General features: G+C 69.5%; 11 protein-coding genes and 4 tRNA genes. 11 read left to right on the top strand and 4 right to left on the bottom strand.

Annotated elements, in window-relative coordinates; genetic code table 11:
- Window positions 1-15 precede the first annotated feature (15 nt).
- From dusB to ACJMNC_RS08530, 3 genes are all read right to left on the bottom strand, one after another.
- Window positions 16-1,101 (bottom strand): tRNA dihydrouridine synthase DusB, encoded by a 1,086-nt coding sequence (gene dusB, locus ACJMNC_RS08540; protein ID WP_408947594.1) that lies wholly within the window; start codon window positions 1,099-1,101, stop codon window positions 16-18.
- A gap of 134 nt (window positions 1,102-1,235) precedes the next feature.
- The gene (locus ACJMNC_RS08535; RefSeq protein ID WP_408947515.1) at window positions 1,236-2,228 is read right to left on the bottom strand and encodes an acyl-ACP desaturase; all 993 of its coding nucleotides are present in this window, start codon (window positions 2,226-2,228) and stop codon (window positions 1,236-1,238) included.
- A 320-nt stretch (window positions 2,229-2,548) separates the two neighbouring features.
- Window positions 2,549-3,061, bottom strand: coding sequence for a nuclear transport factor 2 family protein (locus ACJMNC_RS08530; protein ID WP_408947514.1), 513 nt, complete (start codon window positions 3,059-3,061; stop codon window positions 2,549-2,551).
- 162 nt (window positions 3,062-3,223) lie between these two features.
- On the opposite strand from ACJMNC_RS08530, the gene ACJMNC_RS08525 reads away from it, so the two are divergent.
- Window positions 3,224-5,284 carry a protein kinase domain-containing protein gene (locus ACJMNC_RS08525; protein WP_408947513.1) on the top strand — a complete coding sequence of 687 codons (2,061 nt, stop codon included), beginning with the start codon at window positions 3,224-3,226 and terminating at the stop codon, window positions 5,282-5,284.
- A 145-nt stretch (window positions 5,285-5,429) separates the two neighbouring features.
- Window positions 5,430-6,875, top strand: coding sequence for a WS/DGAT/MGAT family O-acyltransferase (locus tag ACJMNC_RS08520; protein ID WP_408947512.1), 1,446 nt, complete (start codon window positions 5,430-5,432; stop codon window positions 6,873-6,875).
- 123 nt (window positions 6,876-6,998) lie between these two features.
- On the opposite strand, the gene ACJMNC_RS08515 is transcribed toward ACJMNC_RS08520, so the two are convergent.
- The gene (locus ACJMNC_RS08515) at window positions 6,999-9,020 is read right to left on the bottom strand and encodes an NAD(+) synthase (protein ID WP_408947511.1); all 2,022 of its coding nucleotides are present in this window, start codon (window positions 9,018-9,020) and stop codon (window positions 6,999-7,001) included.
- A gap of 221 nt (window positions 9,021-9,241) precedes the next feature.
- On the opposite strand from ACJMNC_RS08515, the gene ACJMNC_RS08510 reads away from it, so the two are divergent.
- The 9 genes from ACJMNC_RS08510 to ACJMNC_RS08470 all read left to right on the top strand — a co-directional run bounded on the left by ACJMNC_RS08510 (window position 9,242) and on the right by ACJMNC_RS08470 (window position 13,690).
- Complete coding sequence (locus tag ACJMNC_RS08510) at window positions 9,242-9,772, top strand: copper resistance protein CopC (RefSeq protein ID WP_408947510.1); 531 nt, start codon at window positions 9,242-9,244, stop codon at window positions 9,770-9,772.
- 19 nt (window positions 9,773-9,791) lie between these two features.
- On the top strand, window positions 9,792-10,715 hold the full coding sequence (locus ACJMNC_RS08505; protein ID WP_408947509.1) for a copper resistance D family protein: 924 nt from the start codon (window positions 9,792-9,794) through the stop codon (window positions 10,713-10,715).
- A gap of 74 nt (window positions 10,716-10,789) precedes the next feature.
- A complete protein-coding gene (locus ACJMNC_RS08500; protein WP_408947508.1) occupies window positions 10,790-11,701 on the top strand; it encodes an alpha/beta fold hydrolase in 912 nt (303 codons plus the stop codon).
- 73 nt (window positions 11,702-11,774) lie between these two features.
- Window positions 11,775-11,847, top strand: a tRNA-Lys gene (locus ACJMNC_RS08495).
- 225 nt (window positions 11,848-12,072) lie between these two features.
- Window positions 12,073-12,366, top strand: a complete 294-nt coding sequence (locus ACJMNC_RS08490) for a hypothetical protein (RefSeq protein WP_408947507.1) — start codon at window positions 12,073-12,075, stop codon at window positions 12,364-12,366.
- A gap of 407 nt (window positions 12,367-12,773) precedes the next feature.
- Window positions 12,774-13,073: a hypothetical protein gene (locus tag ACJMNC_RS08485; RefSeq protein WP_408947506.1), complete on the top strand. Its 300-nt coding sequence runs from the start codon at window positions 12,774-12,776 to the stop codon at window positions 13,071-13,073.
- Between the two features lie 330 nt (window positions 13,074-13,403).
- Window positions 13,404-13,476, top strand: a tRNA-Glu gene (locus ACJMNC_RS08480).
- Between the two features lie 34 nt (window positions 13,477-13,510).
- Window positions 13,511-13,584: transfer RNA gene (locus tag ACJMNC_RS08475), tRNA-Asp, on the top strand.
- Between the two features lie 32 nt (window positions 13,585-13,616).
- Window positions 13,617-13,690, top strand: a tRNA-Phe gene (locus tag ACJMNC_RS08470).
- The last annotated feature ends 53 nt before the right edge of the window (window positions 13,691-13,743 follow it).

Genomic DNA, 13,743 nt, shown 5'->3' with positions numbered 1-13,743 from the left:
GGCTGCCGGTGCTCGTCAGCCTCCCGAATGCATGATCTCGGCGCCCTCGGGCACGATGTCTTCCTCCGGGTCGTCGAGCCACCCCTCCGGCAGCACCACCTGCGCGGGGGAGCCCTGACGACCGCGCGGACCGTGGCCGTCGTCCGGGAACGGGGCCTCGGCGGGCAGGGTGTCGATCAGTTCCCGCAGGTCGTCGAGGGTCTTCACCAGGGAGAGCCGGGAGCGGATGTCCGAGCCGGCCGGGAAGCCGCGCAGATACCAGGCGATGTGCTTGCGGATCTCCCGCATGCCCTTGTTCTCGCCGTGATGAGCGGCGAGCAACTGGCCGTGCCGGAACATGATCTGTCCCACTTCACCCAGATTCGGCGCCTCGGGGGCGGCCAGACCACGCAGCCGGGCCGACAGCTCGGCGAACAGCCACGGCCGGCCCAGGCAGCCGCGGCCGATCACCACACCGTCGCAGCCGGTGCGCCGCATCATCTCCACGGCGTCGTTCGGTTCGAAGATGTCTCCGTTGCCCAGCACCGGCACCTCGGTGACGTGCTCCTTGAGCCGGGCGATCTGCTCCCAGTCGGCCTGGCCGGAGTAGCGCTGGCTGGCGGTGCGCGCATGCAGGGCCACGGCCGCCGCGCCCTCGCCGGCCGCGATCCGGCCCGCGTCGAGGTGGGTGTGGTGGTCGTCGTCGATCCCCACTCGGAACTTCACGGTCACGGGGATGTCGGTGCCCTCGGTGGCGCGGACCGCCGCGGCGACGATGTTGCGGAACAGCCGCCGCTTGTAGGGGATGGCCGAGCCGCCGCCCCGCCGGGTCACCTTGGGCACCGGGCAGCCGAAGTTCATGTCGATGTGGTCGGCGAGATTCTCGTCGACGATCATCTTGGCCGCCTGGTACGTGTACTCCGGATCCACCGTGTAGAGCTGCATGGACCGCGGCGTCTCACTCGGATCGAAGGTGGTCATGTGCATGGTGACCGGGTGGCGTTCGACGAGGGCGCGGGCGGTGACCATCTCGCAGACATACAACCCGGAGACGGTGCCGGTGCGGGCGAGCTCCAGTTCGCGGCACAGCACCCGGAACGCGACATTGGTGACCCCGGCCATCGGTGCCAGCACCACCGGGCTGGCCAGCTCGATCGAGCCGATGCGCAGCGGATCGGTCACCGGGCGGGGGACCGGAGACAGCACGGATCCGGCGCCCTCGGTGACCGAGGGCGCCGGAGCCAGTGCGTCGATGCTCAGGATGCCTGCTTCGCTGCCTTGGCCGCTTCCCGGGCGAGGGAGCGGTCACGCATCTCCTCGAAGCGGACGGTGTCCTTCTCCAGCTGCTCGAGGAAGGCGGCGAGCTCCTCGCGGGTCTTCTCGCCCTCCGGGCCGAAGTCGGTGCGGTCGAAGACGTTCCACTTGCGCAGGACCGGCATGACGACCTCTTCGAGGTGCTGGCGCAGGTCGTAGATGCCGTGCTTGGCCATCAGCACGCCGTGCCGGCGGAAGTTGGGCATGCCGGCGCCGGGCATCTGGAAGTTGGTGACGATGTCGGTGACCGCGCGCAGCGTCTGGTCCGGGGCCAGGTCCATGCCGGCGCCGCAGATGTTGCGGTAGAAGATCATGTGCAGGTTCTCGTCGGCGGCGATGCGCTGGAGCATCTTGTCGGCGATCGGGTCGTTGCAGGCCTTGCCGGTGTTGCGGTGGCTCACCCGGGTGGCCAGCTCCTGGAAGGTCACGTACGCCACCGAGTGCAGCAGACCGAGGTCGTCGGCGTGCTCCTCGAGTTCGTCGGTGCGGCCGGCGGGGGCGAGCATCGGGTCGTAGCCGTTGGTCATGTGGATCATCCGGGCCTCTTCGAGGGCCACGGGGTCCACGCCGCGGGTCACCACGAGGTAGTCGCGCATGACGATGCCGTGCCGGTTCTCCTCGGCCGTCCAGCGGCCCACCCAGTGGCCCCACGCCGAGTCCATCGAGAAGTTGTCGGCGATGACCCGGTGGTACGAGGGCAGATTGTCCTCGGTGAGCAGGTTGGTGATCATGGCGGCCTTGGCCACCTCGTCGAGCTGACTCTGCTCGGGGTCGTAGTCGCGTCCGCCGAGCGCGGCGTAGTTCTCACCCTCGTCCCACGGCACGTAATCGTGCGGATTCCAGTTCCTGGCCACTTTGAGGTGGCGGTTGACGTTGTCTTCGGCGACCGGCGCCAGCTCCCGGAGGAGCTCGAGCTGGGTGAGTTGACGTGTCATCGGCGATTCCTCTTGATCGGCGCTAATCACGCTGGGCAGAACTCGCCCTGAGCATGATCTTTCTGATATCAGGCTACGGCACCGCGGCGGCAGTCCCAAGTCCCTCGGTCCGGTTTCACAGCGTTTCAGCAGGTGCCGGACCACCTGTTACATCGCCGGAGAGGGTGGCCTTTGTTACGGCACCGTAGGTTGTCGGCGGTGTGCGCTGCGGGTTCGGGTGCGGCGGGGCCGAGTGGGCGGCACGATCCGGGCGCAGGCGCGGGTGCCGGAGGAGAACGGTCACGCGGCGGCGCACCGTCGGGCCGACGAGGGGGCGGCCGCTACCGGCGGGCGAACATCGCCCCGGTGCTCTCCATCCACTTCCGGGCCGGCTCGTCGAGGGTGCCGAGCTCGGCGGAGCGCTCGCACCAGCGCATGGCCATCTGTCCGAACTCCATCGGGTTGTAGACGTCCTCCTCGCAGCTCCAGAGGCCGTCGCCGGCATAGGTGAGGATGGTGATGTTGGTGGCGGTGAACAGCGAACCGTCGCCGGGATCACGCATCGGGTTGTCCACCTCGCAGATCACCCGCGAGGTCGACGGGTCCACCACATGCCACAGCGACGGATAGCCGGTCATATAGCTGCCCGGGAACGAGGTCATCGTCCTGGTGACCCAGCGGCGGATCTCCTCGCGGCCGTGGAAGACCCCGTAGGCGTGCTCGATGTAGTGGGCGTCGACGGTGAACTGATCGGCCCAGCGGTCCCAGTCGCGGCTGACCGCGACCTCGGCGACGGTGCGCTGGAAGCCGGCGAAGGCCTCGTCGAGTTCTTGAGCGGAGAAGGTGTCGGTCACGCGGCCGATGGTAGGGCGGTCACGTCCGCTTCGGGTGGTTTCCCGTCAGGCCGGGTCCGGGGCGGCGCCGATCGGCACACGCCGTCCGAATGACCGGTGCACGGGCATCGATGCAGGTGGTGAGTAGAGTGCACCGCGAGAGAGCGGGGAACGACAGAACTCATGTACAAGGTCGGAGACGTCATCGCGGGCTACCGGGTGCTCGAAGTGCTCGGTACCGGTGGGATGGGTGAGGTCTACCGGGCTCAGCATCCCCGGCTCCCGCGGGCCGACGCGATCAAGGTGCTGCGCTCGGCGCACGCCGAGGATCCGGTGGTGCGTGCGCGCTTCGAGCGGGAGGCGGATCTGCTGGCGCCTCTGGTCGATCCGCACCTGGTGCGCGTCTACGACCGGGGCGTCGTCGACGGGCAGTTGTGGATCGCCATGGAGCTGGTGCCCGGCATCGACGCCGCGCGGCTGATCCGGGCGTCACCCGGCGGCGTGGACCCGCGGCTGGCCGCGACCATCGTCGACGGGGCGGCCGCCGCCCTGGACGTGGCGCACCGCAACGGGATCCTGCACCGCGACATCAAGCCGGCGAACATCCTGATCACCCCGGGCGGTGATCCGATCGTCCCGGAGGCGATCAAGGTGACCGACTTCGGGATCGCGCAGGCGCTCGGCGATGGCGCGGCGGCCCTCACCGGCACCGGCACCGCGGTGGGCACCCTGCGCTACGCCGCACCCGAGCAGATCGGCGGCCGGGCCGTCGACGACCGCAGTGACCTGTATTCGCTGGCCGCCACCGCCTACGAACTGCTGACCGGGGTACCGCCGTTCGTCACCGACAGTCTGCAGAGCCTGATGACGGCGCATCTGCTCACCGATCCGCCGTACGCCTCGCACCGCAACCGGGCGCTGCCGCCGGCCGTCGACGCCGTGCTGCGTGCCGGACTCGCCAAGGATCCGGGGGGCCGGCCGCCCACCGGACGGGTCTTCGTCGCCGGCCGGCCGCAACGGCTACGACGGTCTGCTCTGTCAGGCGCTCGGCCCCGACCTGGAGGGGCGCCGCAACCGGGCCGTCTCGTGCAGCAAGGTCGACGGCGACCGGCTCAGTGCCACCCCGCAGTACCGGGTGATGATCGTGGCGTTCGCGGACGGCGACGAGGCCGGCGGCGGCGCGTACGACCTGATGCCCCGCACCTACGACACCGACTACGGGTTCACGACGGCCCAGGACACGCATGGCCGGCTCTCGAGCGGCGTCGACGCCGACGGCACGGCCGTGTCGGTCTTCGTCTACACCAGGGACGAGGACGAGGGCGAGCCGCGCGCCCGGACGGTGGTGGTGGTGGAGGTCCCCGGAACCAAGAACCCCGCGAAGTCGATCGAGGTCATGAAGAGGTTGCCGTTCTGATGAGCCGCGCGCAGACATCGCCGGCGGGCGCCCGGCCCGACGGCCACCCGGGCGCCGGCACCCTCGTCGCCGTCGCCCTGGCAGCGGTGATCGTCCTGGTCGGCGCCCTGCTCCTCACCCGCTACCTGGTCGGCGGCGGGGGCGCTCCGGCGGTGCCGTCGGGGTTGAGCGTCAGCGACCAGGACGGCCGCATCCGGGCGGTGTGGAATCAGGTCGACGGCGCCGACTCGTATCTGCTGCTGCGCGACGAGGGGGCCGTCGTCTATTCGGGACCCGACAGCGCCGCCGTCGACGACACCGTCACCCGCGGCGAGCACCGCTATTCGGTGATCGCCGTGGCCCATGGCGTGCCGTCGGCGGCGAGCGAGATCTCGACCGTGACGGTCGGTGACACCTGGGGGAGCTGGGCGCCGCTGGTGGCCGAGTTGCCCGACCTGCTCCCGCAGTTCCCGGACCAGACCGGCTGGCGGGAACTGACCTGCATGCCGATGGCGCGGGCGTCGGTGCCCGAGGTGGGGGACGGACCGTACGGCACCGACAGGCCGATCAACACAGCGCGGCTGGCCTGCGAATCCGACCGGGTGGGCGCGCTCCACGTGACCTGGCAGGCGTCGGAACAGGGGACCGAGGCCTACCTCGCCGACCTGGCGAGCCTGCCGACCGCGAGTCCGGTCACCTGGCGGCACGGCACCGGCTACTACTTCTCGGACACCACCGAACTGGTGCTGCGGCCGTCGACGCCGTCGACCGTGGTCTTCTCGCTGTCCGCGGACAAGGCTTCGAAGGACGATCTGCTCGGCACGGCCAACGACCTGCCGCTGGGCTGAACCGTCGCCGCCGCCGGCCCCCGCCGGTGTGGCGAATTCCACTACCGCGGAGAACGGGCCAGACCAGGCACAGCGAGGGCTACTGTAGAACGGGCGGGGGATCGCCGCTGCGTTGGTTGTGGACCTTTTGGGATGGTGGGAGCACATGGATCGGCTGAGTGGACTCGACGCGTCATTCCTGTACCTGGAGACGCCTTCGCAGGTGATGAACGTCGCGATCATCATGGAAGTCGATCCGAGCACCATCCCCGGCGGCTACAGCTTCGACGGTCTGCGGGCGGAGATGAATCGCCGGGTCACCGGGCTTCCGGTGATGCGCCGCAAGCTCGCGGACTCGCTCACCAACATCGACCATCCGGTCTGGGTGGAGGACGACGACTTCAACATCGAACGGCACGTGAACCGGATGGCCGTGCCCTCGCCCGGCCGCATCCAGGAGGTGGCGCAGATGTGCAGCCACCTGCTCGGTCAGGAACTCGACCGCAAGAAGCCGCTCTGGGACATGTGGGTGATGGAGGGGCTGGAGGGCGGCCGGATCGCGCTGTTCATCCGGATGCACCACGCCACCGTCGACGGCGCCACCGTCGCCGACATCCTCGCCGACCTGGCCACCACCAGTCCCGATGCGCCGGACCTGGATCCGGAGCTGGTGGCGGCGAACTCCGGCTCGGCGGTGCGCGGGGAACTGGCCCTGCACGGGGCGGCGAACTTCCTGATCCGCCGGCCCATCGCCGCGCTCAAGCTGATCCCCAAGACGGTGCCGGTGCCGTTCGAGTGGCTCAAGCGGGTGCGTTCCGGCGACGGCATGCCGGCCCCGTTCGAGGCGCCCCGCACCCGGTTCAACGCCCCGCTCAGCCCGCGCCGGTCCATTTCGCTGAGCCAATTCCCGCTGGCCGACGTCAAGAAGGTCAAGGACCACTTCGGGGTCAAGGTGAACGACGTGGTGCTGGCCATGTGCGGCGGCGCTCTGCGCCAGTACCTGATCGATCACGACGAGTTGCCCGACGCCCCGCTCGTCGGCCTGGTCCCGGTCTCGGTCCGCGGCGCCGACGAACACGATCTGGTGGAGATCGGCACCAACAAGGTGACCGGCATGTTCACCCGGCTGCCCAGCACCGTCGACGATCCCGTCGACCGGCTGCGCCTGGCGCAGATGTACGCCGGCCAGGCCAAGCAGCACCACAAGGACATCGACGCCAACATGCTGCGCGCCTACGCCGAGTTCGCGCCGGGCAACACCCTCGGCGCCCTGATGCGCATCTACGCCGACCGGCGGCTCTCGGCGCTGCACCCGCCGGTGTTCACGGCCATCGTCTCCAATGTGGCCGGGCCCCCGATCGACATGTACTTCCTCGGCGCGAAGGTCGAGTCCTGCTATCCGATCGCCCCGATCTTCCACGGTCTGGGCCTGAACATCACCGTGTTCTCCGCGGGGGACAAGCTCAACCTGGGCATCGTGACCTGCCCGGACATCACCTCCGACGTCTGGCATCTGGCCGAGTGCTTCCAGGGCCAGCTCGAGGCGCTCGTGGCGGCGGTCGACGCCGACGTGGCCGCCGGCCGCACCAGCGCGGCCGACACCGTCGACTGAGGACCCCCCACACCCCGGCCTCCGGGGAGTCCGCGACATCAGAACCGGCACGCGGGTCTGCGCACAGTCGCGTACCGGTCCGCGGGTCGCGTTCGTCGACGGCGGGGCCGGTCCGCGCTCGGGTCAGTCGGTGAGCGGGCGGAGCCAGGCGGTCGACGGGGCGTCGGAGGGGGCGCGCCAGTCGCCGCGCGGCGAGAGCGAACCGCCCGAGCCGATCTTGGGGCCGTTGGGCATCGCGGTCCGCTTGAACTGGTTGGCCATGAAGCGCTTGAGGAAGACCTGCAGCCAGCGGGCGATCGTCCCGTCGTCGTACACGTGGCGCTCGTCGTCGGACATCATCGACGGCCACCGGCCCCGGTCGAGCCGGCCCCACGCCTGGCCGGCCAGATAGGCGATCTTCTCCGGCCGGTAGCCGAACCGGGTGAGGTAGTACAGGAAGAAGTCGTGCAGCTCATACGGGCCGACGGCATCCTCGGTGGACTGTACCGATCCGTCCTCGCCCGGCGGGACCAGCTCAGGGGTGATCACGTCGGCGAGGATCTCGCGCAGTGCCGCCGTGGTCTCCGGCGCATAGTCGCCGAAGCCGATCATCCACCGGATCTGGTGCTGGATCAGCGATTTGGGCACCGAACCGTTCACGTTGTAGTGCGACATCTGATCGCCCACCCCGTACGTGCACCAGCCCAGCGCCAGCTCCGACAGATCACCGGTGCCCAGCACCAGCCCGCCCAGCCGGTTCGCCAGCCGGAACAGGTGCGAGGTCCGCTCACCGGCCTGCACGTTCTCGAATGTGACGTCGTAGACCGGCTCACCGTCGGCGAACGGATGGCCCAGGTCGGCCAGCATCTGCCGGCACGACGGCCGGATGTCGAGCTCGGTGCCGCTCACCCCGAGCGAATCCATCAGCACGTGACTGCGCGCCAGGGTCGCCTCGCCGGTCGCGAAACCGGGCATGGTGTAGGCGTGGATGTCGGTGCGCGGCAAGCCGATTCGGTCGAACGCCTCCACCGCCACGAGCAGCGCCAGGGTCGAGTCCAGGCCGCCGGACACTCCGATCACGATCCGGCCGATCCCGGTGGCCTTCAGCCGCGCCACCAGACCCTGCACCTGAATGTTCATCACCTCGCGGCACCGCCGATCCAGGTCGGCGTCGCCGGCCGGGACGAACGGGAAGCGCGGCACCTCCCGGTGCAGCAGGCCGTCCACGTCGTCCAGGTCGCCGAGCGTGAACGCGATCCGCCGCATCGAGCGGGCCTGCTCGGCGTAGTCGCCCACCTGGTCGCGCAGGCTGATCATCCGGGCGCGCTCGCTGCGCAGACGGTCCAGATCCACCTCCGAGACCAGCAGTTGCGCGTCCATGGAGAAGGCCGTGCTGCGGGCGAGCAGCGTGCCGTTCTCGGTGATCAGCGCATCGCCGTCCCAGGCCAGGTCCGTCGTCGACTCGCCGAAACCGGAGGCCACGTACAGGTGTGCGGCCACCAGCCGCGCCGAATGGCTGGTGCTCAGGGCCAGCCGGTAGGCCTCCTTGCCGACGGTCACCGGGCTGCCCGAGAGGTTCACCAGCACGGTGGCCCCGGCCAGCGCCGCCCAGGTGCTCGGCGGGATCGGCACCCAGCCGTCCTCACAGATCTCGGCGTGTACCCGGAAGCCCGGCAGATCGCTCGCCTCGAAGATCAGGTCGGTGCCGAACGGGACCTCCTGCCCGGCCAGCGTCACCGTGTCCACCACCGCATCGCGGGCGGCGGCGAAGAGCCGCTGCTCGTAGAACTCGCGGTAGTTCGGCAGATACGACTTGGGGGCGATGCCGAGGATCTGCCCGTCCTGAATCATGATCGCGCAGTTGAACAGTCCGTCGTCGACCCGCAGCGGAGCGCCGACCGCGATCAGCGGCCGCAGGCCCACAGAGGCGTCGACCACCGCGCCGATCGCCTCCATCACCGCATCGAGCAAAGCATCCTGCTGGACCAGATCGTCGACGCTGTACCCGCACAGCCCGAGTTCGGGGAAGACCACCAGCGCGGCGCCCGAGCGTTCCGCCTGCTCGATCAGCTCGATGGTGCGCCGGGCGTTGGTGTGCGGGTCGGCGAGGGCGAGCACCGGGACGGCCGCAGCCACCCGGGCGAAACCGTGAGAGTAGACGGACACGGGTTCAGGTTAGTGGACGGAGCGCGGCGAGGCCTCGATACACATCGCTCCTTCGTCGCGATGCACTCGGCCACCGAAAGGGCACTCGGCCACCGAGGGGAGGACGCGGAGCCGAAGGGCACTCGGCCACCGAAGGGGTATTCGGCCACCGAGGGGAGGGTGCGGCGCCGAAGGGCACTCGGCCACCGAAGGGGCGGGGAGATCCGTGGCAGCATAGGGGTATGAAACGTCGCGGTCTGCTCGTAGTGCTGGTCTCTCTCGTCGTGGCGGCGCTCACCGTCCTGGTCGCCGCGCCGGCGTCCGCGCATTCGGCGGCCACCGGATCGTCGCCCGAGAACGGGTCGAGCATCGACTCCTCGCCGGGCACCGTCTCGGTCACCTTCAACGAGAACCTGCAGGACGACGGCTTCGCGGTTCTGGTGGTGGTCGGACCCGACGGCCACTACTGGCACGGCGGCGAGCCGACCATCGACGGCCGGACCATCTCGGTTCCCGTCGGCGAACTTGGCCCCACCGGCGAATACAAGGTCAACTACCGGGTCACCTCGGCCGACGGCCACCCCGTGCAGGGCCAGCGCACCTTCACCCTCACCCAGGCCGGTGACGGCACCCCCGGACCGGTCGCCGATGACGTCGACACCACCGGCGACGGCGACGGTTTCCCGGTGTGGGCGATCGTGGTGATCGTCGTCGTCGTGCTGCTCGTCCTCGGTGGGGCGGCCGCCGCCGTGCTGGCCCGCCGACGCTCCTGACCGCGGCCGGTCCGCGCGAATGAGCCGGACCCCGCAGCCCGGCGTGGACCGTCGGCGCATCGTGCTCGCGGCCCTCGCCGGCGGCCTCAGTGTGGCCGGGGTGGGACTGTGCTGGATCCTCGCCCACCCGGCCGGACCGGAGAGCGCCGCCTGGCCGGGCGGGCTCGGAGTGCTCGCCGCCAGCCTGCTGCTGGGGATGGGCGGCCTGGAACTGCTCGGCGTCGAACCGCGGCGCGAGATGATCGCCGCAGTCGCCGCCGTCTGGGGTGCCGCCTCGGTGATCGCGGCCTGGCTGCAGGTGGCCGACCGGGCCGGAGTGAGCCCACTGAACCTCGGTGTCGACGATGTGCGGCTGGCCATGGAGAGCGGCGTCGCGCTGCTGGTGTGCGTGGCCGGCGCGGTCGCCGTGCTCGCCTGGAGCTGGTGGCCGATCGTGCCCGCATCCGCGGTGGGGCTGGTCGCGCTGATCGGGGTGCTGGTGATCGCCACCTCCGGGCATGCGGGCGTCCACCCCTGGACCCCCGTGGTGGTGGGGGTGCACGCGCTGTGCGCGGCCTGGTGGATCGGCACCCTCGGTGCCCTGATGCTGTGCGCCCGCGGTCGCCGCGGCTGGGCGCAGGCGCTGCCGGTGTTCTCCCGGTACGCCCTCTACGCCGTCGGCATCCTGCTGTTGACCGGCATCGTCGCGGCCGTCGCCGAACTGTCCGCACCGGAGCAGCTGTGGAGCACCGGGTACGGCCGGGTGCTGCTGGCCAAGACCGTACTGCTGGCCGGGCTGGTGGCCGTCGCGGCCGTGCACCGACGGAGCTGGCTGCCCGACGTCGCTCGCCACCGCGGTACCGAGACCGGGGCCCTGGCCCGGGCCGGCCTCGAGGTGGCGCTCGGGGCCGTGGTGCTGGGGCTGGCCGCCGGATTGGCCGCCACCGCGCCGGGTCTGAGCTGATCAGCACATGTGAAAACGGTGTGTATGTCGCGTTCCGGGCGGCGCCGCCGCGCACCGAAGAGTATTTTCGAGGCGTGGGGAAGAGTGGTTTTGAACTGAGTTCGATCAAGCGCGCCGCCGGTCATGTGATCCGGCCGTATCCGGTGCGCGATCTGCCGACCGGTGAATACCTCGAGCTTCCCGGCCGCGGCACCACCTACATCACCGACTCCGGCCCCAAGGACGGCCCGGTGCTGTTCCTGCTGCATTCGGTGAGCACCACCGGCCTGCTGTGCTGGTACCCGGTGATTCCGGAATTGAACAGCACCTACCGGGTGATCACCATCGACCACCGCTGGCACGGCCGGGGCATCCGGTCCGACGACTTCAGCCTCGACGACTGCGCTGACGACGCCGTCGCCGTGGCCGATGCGCTGGGCATCGACAGCTTCATCGCCGCCGGCTTCTCCATGGGCGGCGGCATCGCGCAGCTGGCCTGGCGCCGGCACGCCGACCGGGTCGGCGGACTGGTGCTCTGCTCCACCGGCCCCTTCTTCTCCAGTCACGACCCGGAGAACCTGGCCGTGGACATGCGGGTCGCCTCGGTGGCGCAGCGCCTGGACCGCTACCTGCCGGTGCCCACCGAGCGGCGCCTGAACGACACGACCGGCCGGCACCCGTTCGGCTGGGCCATGGCGCAGGTGCTGTCCACGCCGCTGACCAAGCTCGGCCAGTTCAGTGAGGCGATGGCGGTCTTCGACTCGCGCGACTGGCTCGGCGAGGTGAACATCCCCACCTCGGTGGTGGTCTCCACCCGGGACAAGGTGGTGCCCCCGCAGCGACAGGAGTTGCTGCTCAACGGAATTCCCGATGCGCAGTTCTTCGGAGTGGACGGCGGGCACGCCTGCTGCGTGGTCGGCGCCGAGCGATTCGTCCCGAACTTCGTCGACGCCGTCGACTCGGTGGCGCAGCGCAGCCTGGCCGCCCGGCCGATCATCCTCGGTTGACCAGGTCCGGCGCCGGAGGCGTCCGCCGATCCGGTAAACTGCCTGACGCGTTCGCTTCTCGTGGGCGTGATCAGCCCCTATAGCTCAGTTGGTAGAGCTACGGACTTTTAATCCGCAGGTCGTAGGTTCGAGCCCTACTGGGGGCACTCTCGGAGCCTCCGTCGTCCCCATCGGGGCCGGCGGGGGCTTCTTCGTGCGTAACGGGGGCTTCTTCGTGCGTAATCCGGGAGACCGGCTCACCTGCGGTGGCTGGAGCGGCCGCAGGTGAGTGTGAGGCAGCGACGATGAATGCGCGGCGGGGCGGCTATGCACGGCGCAGAGCTCGAATGCAGTGATGATCGTGCTCACGCCGGCGACGGTACACTGGCGGCGTGAGCGAGGTCGACTGCTTCTACGTGCGCGGCAGCCAGGCTGACGTGCCGGCGGTCAAGGCTGCGCTGGAGGCTATCCCGTACGACCGCGGGGCGGTTCAGGTGGTCGTGGAGTTCGACCCGCTGAACGGGCACGACATCGCCGTGGACGTGGAGACGTACCGGGGAATTTCGGCCACCACTGTGACCGCCAGCCTGATCGAGCCGATGGCGGGCTGGTCCGTCCTCGACTCAGACGAGATGGCGTCGGCCATTGAGGCCGAAATGCTGGGTACGACCCTCACGCCGCTCTGACGGGTCGGCGCCCGCGATCGAGGTCGAAGTGAGGTTCCCCGGTGGCCATGCCTAATGAACGACTGTGGGACGACTCCGGGTTCGTTCCGGCCGGTATGCCTCGGCCTGCGCCGCAGAGTCTGGGGCAGCTTCTGGCTAACCTTCACCTGACAACAGCGGACGACGCCACTCGACGCCGCGGGATTCACCGATGGCTCATCTCAAACACCCCGTCGGACCGGCTGGTACGCAGTATCCGACGCCGGGGTTACGGGGATCTGCTGAGTCAGCCCGCCGACTGATTCGCGACAACGAGACCGGCTCCGCACTATCCTGCGCGACCGGTCTCGTAGGCGTCCGCATGCCGGCCGGCGGTGGTGAGGCAGTGACCTTTCGGGACGAGCGGCCCATGGGGACTCGAGGCGGAGTTGGCCGCCGAGTCGGAGCCGGACGACGGAAGCGGCACGGGCGTCGTTGCAGCCGTTGAACCGCGCGTTCTCGCCACCGGGCAGAACCTGCAGACCTGTAGAAGAAGGAAGTTGTGGGTGCTGCACGGAAATAAGCTGATGCTGGTCCGGCTGATATGGAAAACGGGGCAGGAGGTTCGGCCTTTCAATCGTCCTGTTATTTCAAGGATCGGCCGAAGCGCCTCCCGCCTCACCTGGGACTTTACCCTGAATGGAAGGACAACGGCAATGGCTGCAACTGCACTGGCGGGCGGGCGTTGACCGCGCCGTCACGATTCCCGCGCACGTGCTGGACAACTACATCACGGCCGGCAGCTCGGCTGGCTCGCTCGACTACTCGGCGGAGCGGCACACAGGGTTCGAGCCCTACTGGGGGACAGCAGACCCCGCCCGGACGCTTCGTCCCGGTGGGGTCTCGTCGTTGCGGGCTCGGCGGGTGCGTGGATCCCCCGCGCGCCCCGGCCGATTCGCGCCGTTGGAGGGGGCCGGGAAGGCATCTGCTGCGACCCCCGAAAACCGACGGTGAACAGCCGATTTGTGTTTCTTTGAGAACGTGCCATAAGCTAAGCAAGCTCCCAACGAGGAACACCGGCCCCCTTCGTCTAGCGGCCTAGGACGCCGCCCTTTCAAGGCGGTAGCGCGGGTTCGAATCCCGTAGGGGGTACGCAAGGGGTACACCCCGGGCAACAACAGAATATGGCCCTGTGGCGCAGTTGGTTAGCGCGCCGCCCTGTCACGGCGGAGGTCGCGGGTTCGAGTCCCGTCAGGGTCGCTTAAGGTATCGGGTTTTCCGGCACGCCTTGAGGCCAGGTAGCTCAGTTGGTACGAGCGTCCGCCTGAAAAGCGGAAGGTCGCCGGTTCGATCCCGGCCCTGGCCACCCATTAGCCTCTCACTTGCTGCACGCAGGTGAGGGGCTTTTGTCATTGCGGC

It is taken from the genome of Gordonia sp. VNK21, from assembly GCF_046098115.1.
Taxonomy (GTDB): domain Bacteria; phylum Actinomycetota; class Actinomycetes; order Mycobacteriales; family Mycobacteriaceae; genus Gordonia.
Note: the sequence above shows the minus strand (reverse complement) of the source record. Positions and strands in the feature narration are given on the sequence as shown.

Bases quoted from the DNA above. Each gene is read 5' to 3' on its own strand.
- dusB (WP_408947594.1), bottom strand. From the start codon at position 1,101: ATGGCCGGGGTCACCAATGTCGCGTTCCGGGTGCTGTGCCGCGAACTG.
- ACJMNC_RS08535 (WP_408947515.1), bottom strand. From the start codon at position 2,228: ATGACACGTCAACTCACCCAGCTCGAGCTCCTCCGGGAGCTGGCGCCG.
- ACJMNC_RS08525 (WP_408947513.1), top strand. From the start codon at position 3,224: ATGTACAAGGTCGGAGACGTCATCGCGGGCTACCGGGTGCTCGAAGTG.
- ACJMNC_RS08520 (WP_408947512.1), top strand. From the start codon at position 5,430: ATGGATCGGCTGAGTGGACTCGACGCGTCATTCCTGTACCTGGAGACG.
- ACJMNC_RS08510 (WP_408947510.1), top strand. From the start codon at position 9,242: ATGAAACGTCGCGGTCTGCTCGTAGTGCTGGTCTCTCTCGTCGTGGCG.
- ACJMNC_RS08505 (WP_408947509.1), top strand. From the start codon at position 9,792: ATGAGCCGGACCCCGCAGCCCGGCGTGGACCGTCGGCGCATCGTGCTC.